Source organism: Aeromonas sp. FDAARGOS 1417 (genome assembly GCF_019046985.1).
In the GTDB taxonomy this organism is placed as follows: Bacteria; Pseudomonadota; Gammaproteobacteria; order Enterobacterales; family Aeromonadaceae; genus Aeromonas; species Aeromonas veronii.
This window is the reverse complement of sequence record NZ_CP077221.1, coordinates 1,361,184-1,374,587: the sequence shown is the minus strand read 5'-3', so window position 1 is coordinate 1,374,587 and position 13,404 is coordinate 1,361,184. Positions and strand designations below refer to the sequence as shown.

9 protein-coding genes and 1 pseudogene are annotated in these 13,404 nt (G+C 56.9%); 5 read left to right on the top strand and 5 right to left on the bottom strand.

Annotated features, from left to right (window positions below; all coding sequences use genetic code 11):
* Positions 1–2: 2 nt before the first annotated feature.
* The 4 genes and pseudogenes from I6L47_RS06015 to I6L47_RS06000 all read right to left on the bottom strand — a co-directional run bounded on the left by I6L47_RS06015 (position 3) and on the right by I6L47_RS06000 (position 3,687).
* Entirely contained in the window at positions 3–791 is a 789-nt protein-coding gene (locus I6L47_RS06015; RefSeq protein ID WP_005337698.1) for an ATP-dependent zinc protease, read from the bottom strand.
* A gap of 52 nt (positions 792–843) precedes the next feature.
* Entirely contained in the window at positions 844–1,821 is a 978-nt protein-coding gene (cmoB, locus tag I6L47_RS06010) for a tRNA 5-methoxyuridine(34)/uridine 5-oxyacetic acid(34) synthase CmoB (protein ID WP_194495759.1), read from the bottom strand.
* Positions 1,818–2,564: a carboxy-S-adenosyl-L-methionine synthase CmoA gene (cmoA, locus tag I6L47_RS06005; RefSeq protein WP_005353159.1), complete on the bottom strand. Its 747-nt coding sequence runs from the start codon at positions 2,562–2,564 to the stop codon at positions 1,818–1,820. Before cmoA ends, cmoB begins: the two co-directional genes overlap by 4 nt.
* 275 nt (positions 2,565–2,839) lie before the next feature.
* Positions 2,840–3,687: pseudogene (locus tag I6L47_RS06000) on the bottom strand (DUF72 domain-containing protein).
* Between the two features lie 162 nt (positions 3,688–3,849).
* Here I6L47_RS06000 and I6L47_RS05995 point away from each other — a divergent pair.
* The 3 genes from I6L47_RS05995 (at position 3,850) to I6L47_RS05985 (ending at position 6,743) form a co-directional block, all read left to right on the top strand.
* Complete coding sequence (locus I6L47_RS05995; protein WP_005337686.1) at positions 3,850–4,101, top strand: FmdB family zinc ribbon protein; 252 nt, start codon at positions 3,850–3,852, stop codon at positions 4,099–4,101.
* 32 nt (positions 4,102–4,133) lie between these two features.
* Positions 4,134–5,900 carry an aspartate--tRNA ligase gene (gene aspS, locus I6L47_RS05990; RefSeq protein ID WP_216948893.1) on the top strand — a complete coding sequence of 589 codons (1,767 nt, stop codon included), beginning with the start codon at positions 4,134–4,136 and terminating at the stop codon, positions 5,898–5,900.
* Between the two features lie 102 nt (positions 5,901–6,002).
* Positions 6,003–6,743, top strand: a complete 741-nt coding sequence (locus I6L47_RS05985) for a YebC/PmpR family DNA-binding transcriptional regulator (RefSeq protein WP_005337681.1) — start codon at positions 6,003–6,005, stop codon at positions 6,741–6,743.
* A 557-nt stretch (positions 6,744–7,300) separates the two neighbouring features.
* Here I6L47_RS05985 and adhE read toward each other — a convergent pair.
* Positions 7,301–9,967: a bifunctional acetaldehyde-CoA/alcohol dehydrogenase gene (adhE, locus tag I6L47_RS05980; protein WP_216948892.1), complete on the bottom strand. Its 2,667-nt coding sequence runs from the start codon at positions 9,965–9,967 to the stop codon at positions 7,301–7,303.
* A gap of 840 nt (positions 9,968–10,807) precedes the next feature.
* Here adhE and I6L47_RS05975 point away from each other — a divergent pair.
* Positions 10,808–11,443: a YchE family NAAT transporter gene (locus tag I6L47_RS05975; RefSeq protein ID WP_005337678.1), complete on the top strand. Its 636-nt coding sequence runs from the start codon at positions 10,808–10,810 to the stop codon at positions 11,441–11,443.
* Positions 11,444–11,722: 279 nt separating this feature from the next.
* The gene (locus I6L47_RS05970) at positions 11,723–13,342 is read left to right on the top strand and encodes an ABC transporter substrate-binding protein (protein WP_216948891.1); all 1,620 of its coding nucleotides are present in this window, start codon (positions 11,723–11,725) and stop codon (positions 13,340–13,342) included.
* Positions 13,343–13,404: the final 62 nt, after the last annotated feature.

The following is a 13,404-nucleotide window of genomic DNA, read 5'->3' as shown; positions in this document are numbered from 1 at the left end:
GATTATTTCACATCCTTGAGCTTGGGTTTGGGTTGGATATATTCGCGGGCCACATCAACCACTGCGATGTCTTTCAAAAATTCGCGACCCAGCAGCACAGGGAAGGTCATGTCGCTACGGTCTTTCAGGGTAAATTCGGCTTTCTCGGTCATGTCGCCAATGCGCACGGCCAGACGCACTACCGGACGGCGGTCCAGATCGTCGGCAGAGGCCTGACGCACCCGTACATGGCGCACCAGCGGCGCTTCGATCTGGATCTTGTCGTCCACTTCCTGATGACTCAGGAAGAAGCGCACCCAGTTTTTGCCGTTGCGCTCGAAAATGGTGATCTCCTGCGCACTGATGGAGGAGGTGGTCGCACCGGTATCGACCCGCGCCTGGAAGGCGTCGTTGGCCGCATCAACCCAGATCCACTCGGCTTCACCGACCATCAGCTTGCCATCGATGGTGTGACCCTGATTGGGGGCCGGGCACTTCTCGGTGGGGATGGCCATCGGCTTGGGCGGCTCGGAGGGGAGGGTGGCGAGCTTGTGGTCTACTTGCTTGACGGACTCTTTCATATTGGTGACATCTGTGTTGAGCTGAACCAGCAGGTGCTGTTGCTGCACATACTGCTTCTGTTGCTGTTCCATGGATGTTTGCAGGCGCTGCTCGCTCTGGCTCAGCTCGCTACGAAGCTCGGCCAGCGTCAGAGCAGGGACCTGAGGCGCTTTTTCCATATTGACACACCCGCCGAGACTAAGCAGGGAGAGCAGGGTCATTCCTTTTAATTTGCTTTTCATGTCATTCATTTAACTGTGCTTCCTGGAATTGGGTCAGTGTAACTTCCACAAGCGCCACCGGCTAGTCTTTGGCCTTGCGGGCAATCAGTACGGCACGTTTCGGCGCCGGGTGTCCTTCTACCGTGAGTGCCGGATTGTCTGGATCCAGATAGTCACTCAGGGATTCATTAATCATCCAGTCGGTACGACGCTGTTCGTCGGTGCTGGTCATATTCTCGTCTACTATCCGCACGTCGGTGAAGCCGCAGCGCTCGACCCACAGCTTGAGGGCGCGGCTTGAGGGAATAAACCAGACGTTGCGCATCTTGCCGTAACGGTCAGTGGGCATCAGCACGTCGTTGACCCCGCCATCAATCACCAGCGTCTCCAGCACCAGCTCGCCATCATCTTTCAATTGATTGCGCAGCTGCTCGATGTGCTCGATGGGGGATTTGCGGTGATAGAGCACCCCCATGGAGAAGACGGTGTCAAAGGCACGCAGCTCCGGCAGCTCCTGAATACCGAGCGGCAACAGGTGGGCGCGCTGATCATTGCCCGCGAAGTGGCGAATGGCCTCGAACTGGCAGAGAAACAGCGGGCTCGGATCGATGCCGACCGCGAGCTTGGCCCCTTCACCCACCATGCGCCAGAGGTGGTAGCCGCTGCCGCAGCCCACATCCAGCACGTAACGGCCTTCGAGCGGGCTGATATGGGGCAGCACCCGATCCCACTTCCAGTCAGAGCGCCACTCGGTATCGATGTGGATGCCGTGCACGGTGAACGGCCCCTTGCGCCAGGGCATGAAGTGGCGCAGCAGGCTCTCGACCTTCTTGCGCTCCCCTTCGCCAAAGCTCTCGGCTGAGCCAATCTCGACCCGGCTTTTCAGCTCGATGTTGCCGGGGGAGACCACCGGCAGCTTGTTGAGGGCACGATTCCAGCGCGGCAGGTCGCCATGCTGGTTGTCATGTTGCCAGGCGTGCAGCTGGGCGGGCAGGGTATGCAGCCAGTGGCTCAGCCGGTTTTTGGCAATCAGTTGATAGAAATTGGCAAAGTCGATCATGGCTGGGCGTCGCTGGATTTGATGGCAATCATGGAGCCGAAGTTAAAGCACTGGAACCAGAGATCCTGATGGACGAAACCGGCGTCCCGTAGGCGTGCCTGATGCACCGGCAGGCTGTCGGTGCGCATCACGTTCTCAAGGGCGGTGCGTTTCTGGCTGATCTCCAGCTCGCTGTAGCCATTGGCCCGCTTGAAGTCGAGATGCAGATCGATCAGCAGCTCGTTGACCGGTTCATCTTCGAAGCGGAACTTTTCGCTCAGGATCAGGATCCCGCCCGGGCGCAGCCCATCGTGAATGCGCTGGATCAGGGCGGCCCGTTTCTCTGGCTCGACAAATTGCAGAGTGAAGTTGAGTACCACCACGGAGGCATTCTCAATCTCGATGTCGCAGATATCCGCCTCCACCAGCTCCACCGGCACCTCGGATTTGAAACCGGAGAGGTGGGCGCGGGCGCGCTCGATCATCGGATGGGAGAGATCCACCGCAGTGATGCGGCAGCCGGGCTGGCTGACATGGCGACGCATCGCTTGGGTCGCGGCGCCCAGTGAGCAGCCGAGATCATAGAGTCGGCTCTCGGGTTGGGCGTAGCGGGCGGCCATCATGCCGATGGCGGAGATGATGTTGCTGTAACCCGGCACCGAGCGCTGGATCATATCGGGAAATACGTCGACGACCTGTTCGTCAAAACAGAAGTCTCCCAATCGGGCGATCGGGGCGGCAAAAATTTGATCTTTGGTATGCATGCTGGCGCAACCTGACAGTCGGGACATCACCCGGCTGTATTGTTCAATTGAGTCGTTGGGTGACACCCATCAGAGTAGATTTATCACCTGTTTACGAACGGGGTAGCTGGTCATGAAATCCTTTGGACCGTTCCTGTTCGTACGGGCCATGTTCCGGACCCTTACTTGGGGCGGTAGTGTAGAGGATTGATGGCCGTTTGTCTTGACGCCAGGGCTTGCCACGCCACAAAAAAGCACTTTTTTTGCAGCGAAACGATGGCCGCAGAATGGGTTGGCTAAAAGCGCAGCACTCCCTGCCGTGCGCGATCGTTTTCCCCGGCCAGGGGGCCATCTCCTGCTCCAGCAAGCGGGTGATCTGACGGGCCAGCTCAGGTGCCTGGGCGTTGTCGGCAGTATGTATATAGAGGTAGAGATCCTTGCCCTCGGAAAGCCATTGGCGCCAATGGGGGAGCCAGCTGGGCAGGAAGGGGTGATTGGCCGCCGGATCCGGCAGGCCGATAAAGCGCACCATGGGGGCGTTGGCGGTGGCCAGCAGATGCACCGGCAGGCGCGGTTTCTTGCCCTGGGCATCGACAAGGGCTGGCGTGGTTGCTTGCACCGAGAAGAGTGGCCGACTGTCGAGCATCACCCGGTTCACACCCTGTTCCATCAGCAGTCGGTTCAATGCCCGCTCGGCCTCCCCCTTGGCGAAGAAGTCGGGGTGGCGCACCTCGAGGGCGTAGCGAAACGCCCGCGGCAGCCGATCGATGAAGGCCGCCAGTCTGGCCAGCCCCTGTGGCCCGAAACGGGCGGGCAACTGCAGGGTGAGCAGCCCCAGCTTGTCGTGCAGCGGGGCCAGCAGGCGAATAAAGTCGGCGACTTGTTTGTCTGCGCTCACCAGATCGCTCTGGTGGCTGATGGTTTGCGGAAATTTGAAGTTGAAACGAAAGTGATCGGGCACCGCATCGGCCCAGCGCTGTACCGTGTCCGGTGTCGGCAGGGCGTAGAAGGTGGTGTTACCCTCCACCGAGTTGAAGACGGCCGCGTAGTGGGCGAGGTGTTCGGCAGGCTTGGCGCCAAGGCCCAGCAACTGGCCGGGCCAGCTGGGGTGGGACCACTGTGGCAGGCCCAAATAGAGGCTCATGATGGCTATTCTCTTCGCTCTTGGTGCATTCGTGCCGATTTTTTGCCCGCTTTTTGCCATCGAGTGCAAAAAACTGGCGAAAGGAGGCTGCTGGCCATTTTACCCAAAAGGGGGTTTTCCTCTATAATGCCAGCCCTTTTGTTTTTCAATTTCTTGTGACCCATGCCCATCTACGAATATCGTTGCGACGTCTGTGGCCATGAATTGGCAAAACTGCAAAAGCTTTCCGATGCCCCCCTGACCGACTGTCCGGCCTGTAGCAAGCCGAATCTGGTCAAGCTGATATCGGCGGCAGGCTTCCGGCTCAAGGGAACCGGATGGTACGAGACTGATTTCAAACCGGGTAAGAAAAAGAATCTGGCCAGCTGTGAGACAGACGGTGCTTGCCAGTCGTGCCCGGCGGCCCAAGGTTAACCGTCTCTCTACAATTTCGAAGGAAGAAGTCCATGCGCTCTATCTATTGCGGACAGGTCAATGAGGCCCATGCAGGGCAGACCATTACATTGTGCGGTTGGGTTCATCGTCGTCGTGATCTCGGCGGTCTGATCTTTATCGATATGCGCGACCGGGAAGGGATCGTTCAGGTGTTCTTCGATCCGGACAAGCCGGACGCGTTCGCCCTGGCCTCCGAGCTGCGCGGCGAGTTCTGCATCCAGGTGACCGGCGTGGTGCGTACCCGTCCCGAGTCCCAGCGCAACAGCGACATGGCCACTGGCGCCATCGAAGTGTTCGCCCACGAACTCAACATCATCAACCGTGCCGAGCCGCTGCCGCTGGACTTCAATCAGGTCAACAGCGAAGAGATCAGCCTCAAGTATCGTTACCTGGATCTGCGTCGTCCCGAGATGGCCAAGTACCTGAAGACCCGTGCCAAGGCCAGCGCCTTCGTACGCCGCTTCATGGACGAGCACGGCTTCCTCGATATCGAGACCCCGATGCTGACCAAGGCCACCCCGGAAGGTGCCCGTGACTATCTGGTGCCGAGCCGCGTGCACAAGGGCAAGTTTTACGCCCTGCCGCAATCTCCCCAGCTGTTCAAGCAGTTGCTGATGATGTCCGGCTTCGATCGCTACTACCAGATCGTCAAGTGCTTCCGTGACGAAGACCTGCGTGCCGACCGCCAGCCGGAATTCACCCAGATCGACGTGGAGACCTCCTTCATGACCGCACCGCAGGTGCGTAAAGTGATGGAAGAGATGATCCGCAAACTGTGGCTGCACATCCTGAACGTGGATCTGGGCGACTTCCCGATCATGACCTTCGACGAAGCCATGCGTCGATACGGCTCCGACAAGCCGGACCTGCGTCTGCCGATGGAGCTGGTTGATGTGGCTGACCTGCTGACTGCTGTCGAGTTCGCCGTGTTCGCGGGCCCCGCCAACGATCCGAAAGGCCGTGTGGCTGCCCTGAAAGTCCCGGGCGGTGCCGAGCTCTCTCGCAAGCAGATCGACGAATACACCAAGTTTGTCGGCATCTACGGTGCCAAGGGCCTGGCCTGGATGAAGGTCAACGAAGCCGCCAATGGTATCGAAGGCGTGCAGTCTCCGGTTGCCAAGTTCCTCTCTGACGCCATCGTGCGCGAGATCCTGGCCCGTACCGGCGCAGCCGACGGCGACATCATCTTCTTTGGCGCTGACAGCAAGAAAGTGGTCTGCGATGCCATGGGCGCCCTGCGTCTGAAAGTGGGTCGCGATCTGGGCCTGCTGGAGAACAGCTGGAAACCGCTGTGGGTTATCGACTTCCCGATGTTCGAGGAAGATGGTGAAGGTGGTCTGGCCGCCATGCACCACCCGTTCACCGCGCCGAGCAACATGAGCCCGGCCGAGCTGAAAGCCAATCCGGTGGGTGCTTACGCCAACGCCTACGACATGGTGATCAACGGCTACGAAGTGGGTGGCGGCTCTGTCCGTATCCACAACAGCGAGATGCAATCCACCGTGTTCGATATCCTGGGTATCACCCCGGCCGAGCAGCGCCTGAAGTTCGGCTTCCTGCTGGATGCCCTGAAGTACGGCACCCCGCCGCACGCCGGTCTGGCCTTCGGTCTGGACCGTCTCAGCATGCTGCTGACCGGCACCGAAAACATTCGGGACGTCATCGCCTTCCCGAAAACGACCGCGGCCGCCTGTCTGATGACAGACGCCCCCAGCCTTGCCAATGCCGCCCAACTGGGTGAGCTGGCGATTGCAACCACCGTCAAGGGCGACGAGTAAGCCGATACCGGCACCGGAGACCGCCGCCGTGCGGCCTCTGTGTTTCCCTTGGGTTAGTCATGATCAGTGTTACTGACATTTAAAAAATAACGGAGAGTCTCTATGGCAGGTCACAGTAAATGGGCCAACATCAAACACCGCAAGGCCGCTCAGGACGCCAAGCGTGGCAAGATCTTCACCAAGCTGATCCGCGAAATCACTACCTCCGCGCGTCTGGGTGATGCCGATCCGGCCAACAACCCGCGTCTGCGTGCTGCGGTGACTGCCGCCCTGACCAACAACATGACCCGCGACACCATCAACCGTGCCATTCAGCGTGGCGCCGGTGGTGGCGATGGCGAACAGCTCGAGACCATCGTGTACGAAGGTTACGGCCCGGCTGGCTCTGCCGTGATGGTAGAGTGCCTGACCGACAACCGTAACCGTACCGTAGCCGAAGTGCGTCACGCCTTCAGCAAGTGCGGTGGCAACCTGGGGACCGACGGCTCCGTCGCCTATCTGTTCAGCAAGAAAGGTCTGCTGACCTTCGTGGGCGTGGACGAAGATGCCCTGATGGATGCCGCGCTGGAAGCGGGCGCCGATGACGTGGTCACCGAAGAGGATGGCACCATCGAGGTGTACACCACCCCGAACGACTTCGGTACTGTGCTGGATGGTCTGGAAGCTGCCGGCTTCAAGGCCCAGAGCGCCGAAGTGACCATGATCCCCTCCACCGAAGCTGAGCTGGATGCAGAAACTGCACCCAAACTGATGCGCCTCATCGACATGCTGGAAGATCTGGACGACGTGCAAGAGGTTTACCACAACGGCTCCATCTCCGATGAAGTCGCTGCGACCCTCTGATCGCTGAATCGTGCTCTCCCGATGGCAGCCTGATGGCTGCCATTTTTTTATCTTTGCATCGTGGCAACTGCTGATGTGTCGGTTGAGCAACCGGCGCAATAACTCTATTCACTGACAATCTTTCCCGCTTTCTCTGCGCATTATCATTGCTCTGTATCTGTCAGTCGGGTGGCCCTGCTCGTATGCCAGTCGGCAGTTCTGCTGCGTTGCGTTAGCGAGGCTCCGCTTATCCTGTTTATCACACCTTTAGCTCTTGAGATGGCGTTGACTGCTCACATCTGCCCGTCAGGGTAATTCGTTGCGGGTAGGGGAGAGGAGGTGATGGGGCGTGCTCTTGTTATCACAGGTGCCCATCAATACAGAGTCACAGGTTGGGATGTCGATAACGGATTAGCTGGGGCGAGTTGGTTGGCTGGTTGGTTGGTTGGTTGGTTGGTTGGTTGGTTGGGAAGTTAGGGGCTGCACTACCGCAATCGGCTGGAGAGAGGAGCTCTGTGATAAGTGGCAGATAAAAAAAGCCCGCGCAGTGCGCGGGCTTGTTATCTCAGGACTGGTTATCAGGCCTTGGATTTCTTCTTGCCTTCAACCTTGGCTTCAACCGGGGCAGCAGTTACCGGAGCGGCTTCGGTGAACGGACGACCGTAGTAGGAGTCCAGCAGAACCTGCTTCAGCTCGCTGATCAGCGGGTAGCGCGGGTTGGCGCCGGTGCACTGGTCATCGAAAGCTTCGATAGCCAGCTGGTCAACCTTGGCCAGGAAGTCAGCTTCAGTCACACCAGCTTCGCGGATAGAGGCCGGGATACCCAGGGTAGCCTTCAGCTCATCCAGCCAGGTCAGCAGCTTCTCGATCTTGGCAGCGGTGCGGTCACCGGCAGCAGTCAGACCCAGGTGGTCAGCGACTTCGGCGTAACGACGACGAGCCTGCGGACGGTCGTACTGGGAGAACGCAGTCTGCTTGGTCGGGTTGTCGTTCGCGTTGTAGCGGATGACGTTGCTGATCAGCAGGGCGTTAGCCAGACCGTGCGGAATGTGGAACTCGGCACCCAGTTTGTGAGCCATGGAGTGGCACACACCCAGGAAGGCGTTGGCGAACGCGATACCGGCGATGGTGGCAGCATTGTGCACCTTCTCACGAGCGATCGGGTCGTTGGCACCGTTCTGGTAGCTGGACGGCAGGTACTCTTTCAGCATTTTCAGGGCTTGCAGCGCCTGGCCGTCGGAGTACTCGTTAGCCAGTACGGAAACATAGGCTTCCATGGCGTGAGTCACGGCATCGATACCACCGAAGGCACACAGGGACTTCGGCATACCCATAACCAGGTTGGCATCAACGATGGCCATGTTCGGGGTCAGCTCGTAGTCAGCCAGCGGATACTTCTGACCAGACACTTCATCGGTTACTACTGCAAACGGAGTGACTTCAGAGCCGGTACCGGAAGTGGTGGTGATACAGACCAGTTCGGCCTTCACGCCCATTTTCGGGAACTTGTAGATACGCTTGCGGATATCCATGAAGCGCATGGCCAGATCTTCGAACGCAGTGTTCGGGTGTTCGTACATCACCCACATGATCTTGGCGGCATCCATCGGTGAACCACCGCCCAGCGCCAGGATAACGTCCGGTTTGAAGGAGTTGGCCATCTCGGCACCCTTGCGAACCACAGCCAGGGTCGGGTCAGCTTCTACTTCGTAGAACACTTCCACTTCCATATTCTGTGCTTTCAGCAGGCTGACCAGTTCATCGGCGTAGCCGTTGTTGAACAGGAAGCGGTCAGTTACGACCATGGCACGCTTTTTACCTTCCAGGTCGCTCAGAGCGATCGGCAGGGAACCACGACGGAAGTAGATGGATTTCGGAAGTTTGTGCCACAGCATGTTTTCTGCCCGTTTTGCGACTGTCTTCTTGTTGATCAGGTGCTTCGGACCCACGTTTTCGGAGATGGAGTTACCGCTCCAGGAGCCGCAACCCAGGGTCAGGGACGGTGCCATTGCGAAGTTGTACAGGTCACCGATACCGCCTTGGGTAGACGGAGTGTTGATCAGGATACGCGCGGTCTTCATCTTGTCGCCGAAGTACTTGATGCGGTCAGCGTTGCGGTCCTGGTCGGTGTACAGACCGGAGGTGTGGCCGATACCACCGATGTTGACCATGTCACAGGCCATATCAACGGCGTTTTCGAAGCTGCTTGCACGGAACATACCGAGCAGCGGGGACAATTTCTCGTGAGCAAACTCATCTTCTGCACACAGCTTGACGCCTTCACCGATCAGGATCTTGGTATCAGCCGGCACAGTCACGCCTGCCATCTCGGCAATCTTGGTGGCTGGCTGGCCAACGATGTTGGCGTTCAGGGCACCGTTGATCAGGATGACTTTACGTACCTTGTCAGCATCTTCTTTGGAGAGCACGTGGCCCTTGTGGGATGCAAAGCGCTCTTTAACCTGGTTGTAGATGGCATCAACAACGATGACTGCCTGCTCGGAAGCACAGACCACGCCGTTATCGAAAGTCTTGGACATCAGAATGGAGGCAACGGCACGCTTCACGTCGGCGGTTTCGTCGATAACGATAGGTACGTTACCGGCACCCACACCGATAGCAGGCTTACCGGAGGAGTAGGCTGCTTTCACCATGCCCGGGCCACCGGTGGCCAGGATCAGGTTGATGTCTTCGTGCTTCATCAGGGCGTTGGAGAGCTCAACAGACGGTTGGTCGATCCAGCCGATGATGTCTTTTGGCGCACCGGCGGCAACAGCGGCATCCAGTACCAGCTTGGCAGCAGTATTGGTGGAGTTCTTGGCACGGGGGTGCGGGGAGAAGATGATGGCGTTGCGGGTCTTGAGCGCGATCATGGATTTGAAGATCGCAGTGGAGGTCGGGTTGGTGGTCGGAACGATACCACAGATGATACCTACCGGCTCGGCGATGGTGATGGTACCCATCTGATCATCTTCGCTCAGAATGCCGCAGGTCTTCTCGTCTTTGTACTTGTTGTAGATGTATTCGGAGGCGAAGTGGTTCTTGATAACCTTGTCTTCGATGATACCCATACCGGATTCTTCCACGGCCATCTGGGCCAGGGGGATACGGGCGTTGTTGGCGGCCAGGGCGGCGGCACGGAAGATCTTGTCTACCTGCTCTTGAGAGAAGCTGGCGAATTCACGCTGGGCTTCCTTAACGCGGGCGACCAGTGCATCCAGTTCAGCCAAATTGGTTACTGCCATGTTTATCTCCTGATTATTTGAAAACTGTTTAGTAAGACGTTGGCAATGCCCGGCAATTATAGTCGCCCTGTCAAGACGGTATCGTTGCAACAGCTTTTTCACATGCCTTACTAAATCGCTTTCTGAGTCGATTATAGAGCGGGGCTGACTCAGAAAAACTTGATCTGGATCATGTGTAACAAAAGAACAAAAGAAATTTTATTTCACAATCCTTGTTTGACTGATGTTATCGGAATGTGCATCAAAGGGAAAGGTGAGAGACTTGTTAATGCAGGGCAATAAACCACATTTATCAAGTGGTTAATTGCACTCAGCCATAGTGTTACAGAGCTATTTTGGCGGTATAGGTTAGCAAATATGAGTGAATTGGTTTCAAAATCACCGACAAATGCACTTTATTCCAGCGTTTGTTGCAAAAATGATTGTTGTTTTAATCCATGACTAATCCGCGTTATTCCCCAAGGGGGCCATTTCTGCCCCCTTTCCCGGTTTTTGCATTGTGGCTCTATTACCGAGTCAATGAAGTGATGTCTGGCCTGAAATAGTAGGAAGGCAAAGCTTGGATTCTCTCGAGTCGCTTGGTCATTCGGTCAGTCATCGTCGGACTCTCTGGTCATGATTAAGCAGGCTTGCGCTCACTTTTCTGGCGCGTGTCGGGCGGTAGAAAGGGCTTTTGGCATCGGTTTATGCCAGTTAGCGCGGATGCATTAGATGAACTAACTAAAAAACCCTCAAAATGGTGAGATTATTTGATTGGTGCCCGCTCTGGCTATGATGTAAATTTACGCACGAAATTAATGGACTGGCCCGCTGGGCCCGAAACTCTATTGGAAGGCGCCTATGGCAGCAATTGACGTCTCGTTGTATCTGAAGTTTTTTGTCGGTTTGTTCGCAATTATCAACCCGCTTGGTTTGTTGCCGGTGTTTGTCAGCCTGACCAGCCACCATACCCAGGCCGAGCGGATGAAGACCAATACCACCGCCAATATCGCGGTGATGGTGATCCTGCTGGTCTCCATGTATATGGGGCAGCTGATCCTCGATGGGTTTGGCATCTCGCTGGCATCGTTCCGGATCGCCGGTGGGTCGCTGATTACCCTGATTGCCTGGTCGATGCTGCAGGGCAAGCTGGGCGAGGTGAAGCACAACAAACAGGAGAAGGGCGAACTGGCGGTGCGCGAGTCTATCGCCGTGGTACCGCTGGCGCTGCCGCTGATGGCGGGCCCCGGTGCCATCTCCTCGGTGATTGTCTATGCCAGCCAGAGCCACTGGCAGCAGCTGCTCGGCATGTCAGTGGTTGTCGTGGTCTTCTCTTTCTGCTCCTGGCTCATCTTCCGCGCCGCGCCGCTGCTGTTCAAGATCATGGGCAACACCGGCATCAACGTGGTGACCCGTATCATGGGTCTTATCATGATGTCGCTGGGTATCGAGATCATGGTGGCCGGTATCAAGGGGGTTTTCCCCAGCCTGATGTGAGCCAGCTCCGCTTTATGAAAGCCGGTCCTCGTGACCGGCTTTTTATTGGTTGCTTTTTGCCCGGTCTTTTCTAGAATCGGTCGTTTGTGTGAAAAATGAGCGCTTTGCTGGTGTTTTAATACTGAAAAAGCGCATGCCAGCTGATTTTTTGACCAGAAAATGACGATTACCCTGACAATATCTGTTGCATTATCGGAATTGGCAGGGAATTATGCTGGGAGCGGGTTTTAACCCCGTCACTTTAAAAAACGCATGGAATGTTCTTGTTGGAGTAGGGAAATGACTCATAAAAAAACAATGATTAACACATTGCTGGTGGCTGCACTGTTTGGTGGCGTCAATGTGGCTCAGGCTGCCGATGTCCCGGCGGGAACCAAGTTGGCTGAAGTCCAGCAACTGGTAAAAGGCAACGGCTCCGAGCCTGCGACCCTTGACCCGCACAAGACCGAAGGAACGGTCGAATCCAATATCCTGCGCGACCTGTTCGAAGGTCTCGTTGCATCCGGCCCGAAAGGGGAAATTCTCCCGGCGGTGGCTGAATCCTGGGAAACCAAGGATAACAAGCACTACGTCTTCCACCTGCGCAAAGATGCCAAGTGGTCCAACGGTGACCCGGTCACTGCCCACGATTTCGTTTTTGCTTTCCAGCGTGCCGTTGATCCGAAAACCGCCTCTCCTTACTCCTGGTATCTGGAGATCCCGACCATTGCCAATGCCTCCGAGATCATCGCAGGTAAAAAGCCGGCTGATACGCTGGGCGTGAAGGCGACCGACGACTACACCTTCGAAGTGCAGCTCGAGAAAGCGATCCCTTACTTCGTCAGCATGCTCTCCCACACCACCACCTATCCGGTACCGAAGAAGGTGATCGAGACGTTTGGTGACAAGTGGACCCAGCCGGAAAATATGGTATCCAACGGTGCCTATACCCTGAAGAACTGGGTGGTGAACGAGCGCGTCGAAGTAGAGCGCAACAAGCACTACTGGAACGATGGCAAGACCGTCATCAACAAGGTGGTCTATCTGCCCATCCAGTCTACCAACGCCGACTTGAGCCGCTATCTGGCGGGCGAAGTGGACATCACCTATCAGATGCCCATCGAGCGCTTCAAGCAGATGAAGAAAGAGAAGCCGGACGAGCTGAAAGTGACCGGTTATGTTGGTACTTACTACTACCAGTACAACGTCAAGAAGAAGCCGTTTGACGATGTGCGTGTCCGTACTGCGCTCTCCTACGCCATCGATCGCGACGTGATCGCCGACAAGGTGATGGGTCAGGGTCAGACGCCCGGTTACACCCTGGTGCCGGACTTCGTCGATGGCTTCAAGCCGGTAGCGCCCGAGTGGTCGAAGATGACCCAGGCCGAGCGTGATGCCAAGGCCAAGGCGCTGCTGCAAGAGGCCGGTTTCGATGCCAGCAAGCCGCTGAAGTTCGAGCTGCTCTACAACACCGACGACAACCACAAGAAAGTGGCTGTGGCCGTGGCCTCCATGTGGAAGAAGCTGGGCGTGCAGGTGAGCCTGGTCAACCAGGAGTGGAAAACTTACCTGGAAACCAAGAAACAGGGTCAGTTTGACGTAGGTCGTGCCGGCTGGATCGCCGACTACAACGAAGCCTCCTCCATGCTGGATCTGATGCAGACCACCCACGGTAACAACGACGGCAAGTACTCCAATCCGGAGTTCGACAAGCTGATGGATTCATCCCGTGATCAGGTCGATGTGGCTGCCCGTAACAAGCTCTACGTCCAGGCTGAAGAGATCCTGGCCAAAGACATGCCGATCGCCCCCATCTACCAGTACGTGACTGCCCGTATGGTCAAACCCTATGTAGGCGGCTACCCGGCCAACCCGCTGGATAACCTCTACAGCAAAGATATGTACATCATTGCTCACTGATTTAAAGCAACAAGTCGCATAACAAGCAGGGCCCGCCGGACGGCGGGCCTTTATTACAACCG

Coding starts and splice junctions, on each gene's coding strand:
- I6L47_RS05970 (WP_216948891.1), top strand. CDS start 11,723: ATGACTCATAAAAAAACAATGATTAACACATTGCTGGTGGCTGCACTG.
- aspS (WP_216948893.1), top strand. CDS start 4,134: ATGCGCTCTATCTATTGCGGACAGGTCAATGAGGCCCATGCAGGGCAG.
- I6L47_RS05995 (WP_005337686.1), top strand. CDS start 3,850: ATGCCCATCTACGAATATCGTTGCGACGTCTGTGGCCATGAATTGGCA.
- I6L47_RS06015 (WP_005337698.1), bottom strand. CDS start 791: ATGAATGACATGAAAAGCAAATTAAAAGGAATGACCCTGCTCTCCCTG.
- adhE (WP_216948892.1), bottom strand. CDS start 9,967: ATGGCAGTAACCAATTTGGCTGAACTGGATGCACTGGTCGCCCGCGTT.
- I6L47_RS05975 (WP_005337678.1), top strand. CDS start 10,808: ATGGCAGCAATTGACGTCTCGTTGTATCTGAAGTTTTTTGTCGGTTTG.
- cmoA (WP_005353159.1), bottom strand. CDS start 2,564: ATGCATACCAAAGATCAAATTTTTGCCGCCCCGATCGCCCGATTGGGA.
- I6L47_RS05985 (WP_005337681.1), top strand. CDS start 6,003: ATGGCAGGTCACAGTAAATGGGCCAACATCAAACACCGCAAGGCCGCT.
- cmoB (WP_194495759.1), bottom strand. CDS start 1,821: ATGATCGACTTTGCCAATTTCTATCAACTGATTGCCAAAAACCGGCTG.